Origin of the sequence: Bacteroides timonensis, from assembly GCF_000513195.1 — a bacterium.
GTDB lineage: Bacteria > Bacteroidota > Bacteroidia > Bacteroidales > Bacteroidaceae > Bacteroides > Bacteroides timonensis.
This window is the reverse complement of record NZ_CBVI010000170.1, coordinates 1-3,478: the sequence shown is the minus strand read 5'-3', so window position 1 is coordinate 3,478 and position 3,478 is coordinate 1. Positions and strand designations below refer to the sequence as shown.

The 3,478-nt window shown below is 37.0% G+C and carries 3 protein-coding genes; all 3 read right to left on the bottom strand.

All coding sequences use genetic code 11. The annotated features are described in order from the left end of the window. The coding region (locus BN161_RS26785; RefSeq protein WP_044272139.1) for a dihydroorotate dehydrogenase at nucleotides 1–819 on the bottom strand (819 nt) is incomplete at its 3' end. After that, nucleotides 807–1,583 (bottom strand): dihydroorotate dehydrogenase electron transfer subunit, encoded by a 777-nt coding sequence (locus BN161_RS26780; protein WP_044272137.1) that lies wholly within the window; start codon nucleotides 1,581–1,583, stop codon nucleotides 807–809. The genes BN161_RS26785 and BN161_RS26780, both read right to left, overlap by 13 nt. A 179-nt stretch (nucleotides 1,584–1,762) precedes the next feature. Next, entirely contained in the window at nucleotides 1,763–2,233 is a 471-nt protein-coding gene (locus tag BN161_RS26775; protein ID WP_044272141.1) for a helix-turn-helix domain-containing protein, read from the bottom strand. Nucleotides 2,234–3,478: the final 1,245 nt, after the last annotated feature.

Sequence of the window (3,478 nt, the reverse complement as noted above, 5' to 3'; positions counted from 1 at the left end):
TGCCGGATCGATGAAATTTGCCGTACCGATTTGGATGGCTGAAGCTCCGGCAAGCATAAATTCCACTGCGTCTTTCCAGTTCATGATACCTCCTAAACCGATGACGGGTATTTTTACCGCCTGAGCTACTTGCCATACCATGCGGAGTGCGATTGGTTTTACTGCTGCGCCGGACATACCACCTGTTACTGTGGAGAGTATAGGACGCCTGCGTTCCGCGTCTATAGCCATTCCAAGCAGTGTATTAATTAATGAAACGCTGTCTGCACCGCCATTTTCTACTGCACGGGCTATTTCAGCGATGCTTGTCACGTTGGGAGACAGCTTTACGATAAGTGTCTTTTTGTAAGCTGCACGCACAGCTTTCACCACTTCTTCGGCTCCTTTTGCAGTGACGCCAAAAGCCATTCCACCTTGCTTTACATTGGGACAAGAGATGTTCAATTCAATAGCAGGAATTTTGTCAAGTTCGTTAATGGCTTCCGCTGTTTTTACATAATCTTCTATGGCAGAACCCGAAACATTTACAATCATATTGGTTTCGATGTCCTTAATACGCGGATATATCTGTTCAACAAAGTAATTTACTCCCTTATTTTGCAGTCCCACAGCGTTTAACATACCTGACGGGGTCTCTGCCATACGCGGATATGGGTTACCTTCACGTTTGTGAAGAGTCGTACCCTTTACAATTATACCACCTATTCGCGTAATATCAATGAAATCGGCAAACTCTTCACCATACCCAAATGTGCCGGAAGCCGTCATCACCGGATTCTTCATTTGTAATTCTCCAATGTTTACACTTAAATCTGCCATAATAGTTTGTTTATATTAAAAACCGGACCTTCTTTACATACACATAAATGCCCTTCCGTTGTATTTTCTACACAACAGAGACAAGCGCCTATACCACACGCCATTGTATTTTCCAATGATACTTCACAAGCTATATCTTTACTTTTGGCATATTTAGCCACCGCCATCATCATAGGCTTAGGACCACAAGTGTAAATCTGCTCGAATTGCACCTTATTCAATATGGAATGTTGTGTCACATATCCCTTTTCGCCATGACTACCGTCCTCGGTAGTCGTATATACATCACCATAAGCTGCAAACTGCTTCAGTTGCAGCAAGTCCTTATCGCTTCTTGCTCCCAGAAGGAATGTCGGTTTACTGCCGTTTTTAGCTAATTGCTCGCCCAGATAAAGCATGGGAGCTGTACCAACACCTCCACCTACTAACAGAAGCTTATCAGAAGCCTTTTCAGGCATTGTGAAGCCATTTCCCAAAGGAAGTACTACGTTGACCGTATCTCCGGCTTTTGCTTCGCCTAATTGCCTGGTTCCGTCTCCAATCAGTTGGATCAGAAACCACACTTCATTGCGTTGTCTATCTACATAATTAATGGAAATGGGGCGGCGCAAGAAAGTAGTTGGAGATCCGTCCACACGTATTTCTGCAAATTGTCCCGGAAGCATATCCGGAAGCGGAGACGGAGAAGTCAGTTTCAACAGCACATAATTAGCGTGCAGTCGGACGTTCTCAGTCACTGTCAAATCTAAAATGTATTTTTTCATTATCCTATATAAAGAGGTGAATTTTATCTTCAGGGTACAAAGATAATGCAAATCGAATGCAGAACTTTCATGCTTGCATGAAAAAGTTATGCTGAGATGCAGCTTATCTTATTTAAAGATAATGCAAATCGAATGCAGAACTTTCATGCTTGTATGAAAAAGTTATGCTTTGATTCGTCTTACTTCTCGGGTTTAAACGTCTCGTATGTATTATCGTCGAAGAAAATTCTTATTTCAGTGATTTTTCTGGGAGGCCTTTCTTTATAGATAATCTCCTGTTTTACAATCTCTTTAGTAGCATTTATAGGCGTTTCTAATGCGATTTCCTTGCGATTTTCGGCCGTACCTGTCTCTTTGGACGAATTTACGGGATTCTCAGCGAATAAAGGATAGTCAAATCCACTCTCGATGGGAGAATCAGAGTCGGAAGACATATTACTCATTTCGCCTTCTCCGGTAAGTAGCCATTCCAAATTGATATCATTATATTTTTGATGTAGACGAAGAATAACTTCCGTACTCGGATACTTATTACGCGAACCTAAAATATGTGAGATGGTAGCTTGAGCTACACCAATACTTTCGGCAAATGCGCCTGCGGTTAATTTTTCCCGATCCATGATCAATTTAAACCTATCTTTTATGCTCATAACGGTTGCGATATAGGTGATATTTACAATTGTATTAACTGTCATTTGGTTCACAAAAGTAAAAAAACGAAATTACAAAAGCAAATTAAAACTGTAATTTCTTTGATATTACAAATGTATGCTGATTATTTCAAATGTTATACATACAAATGTAATGGTATATAATACCTGCATTTTAAGTTAGTATTTCTACTTTAATAAAAACATGTATATTATTGGATATCATGTATATATATAGATGTGTATTTGGCGTTTCACCTCATATTACAATTGTTTTCTCATTGTTTTCTCTATTTATAAACTGTTAGATTATATAATCAATCGTATATATACTGATTATAAATTACTTAATAGTATATTCTCCCCTCGTTAACCCCTACTCTATCACTTTTGTTATCTCATTGTTACTTTACTAAAAACAGGGTTATTACAATTGTATATCATGCGTGCTAATTACATTTATTATTTATCCATTTGTTATTTATCCAATTGTGAACGCCATAATATTACATTTTTAATATTCCATAGTTGAAATAACAACTATTTCCTTCTCTCATTACATTTATTCTTGATGATAGATTCGATATTACAGAAAGAATTTGTTACACTAAAATGAAGAGAGTCCAATTGATATGTTCTAAAGTCATCGTAATTGTAAATCCTTGCTTTATTTCTGTATAAATGATCGTGAACTAGGAAATTTTCAATTCTCAGGAGGTTATTTTACGCATATTTGCTTGTAGTACAGTGAATTATGCCCTATTTTTTAGTTCTAAAATACTCTCATTCTAGAAAAATAACCCCTCTTTAAGTAAGAAATGACATAATGATAGTGAAAATGGCATTTACTTCTCTATTATTGCCGATATAGTTAACAAGTTAATCTCCTCTAAAATAAGAAATATACGATCTATTTCCATTGTTCTGCTGACCACTTTCTAAATATAATTTTCCTTTTTTCTTAGAAAAAGTATATTGTTTTCCTATAAAAATATGCTTGCTTTACTCGGGACAGGAGAATATATTATATAAAAACAGATGGTCTATTTACATTAAACAGACCATCTGTTTATATCAGATAAATGGTCTGTTCACTGTATATAGACCATCTGTTTCTGCGAATATGTTGTATGTATTTCAGACACCCTTCCACGCCATTATCATCCGAACACAACGGCAAAGATTCAAATAAGGCCGGTAGAAAATATGCTTTTGCCTTATTGTTTTTGTGCTTTTGCCAGTACA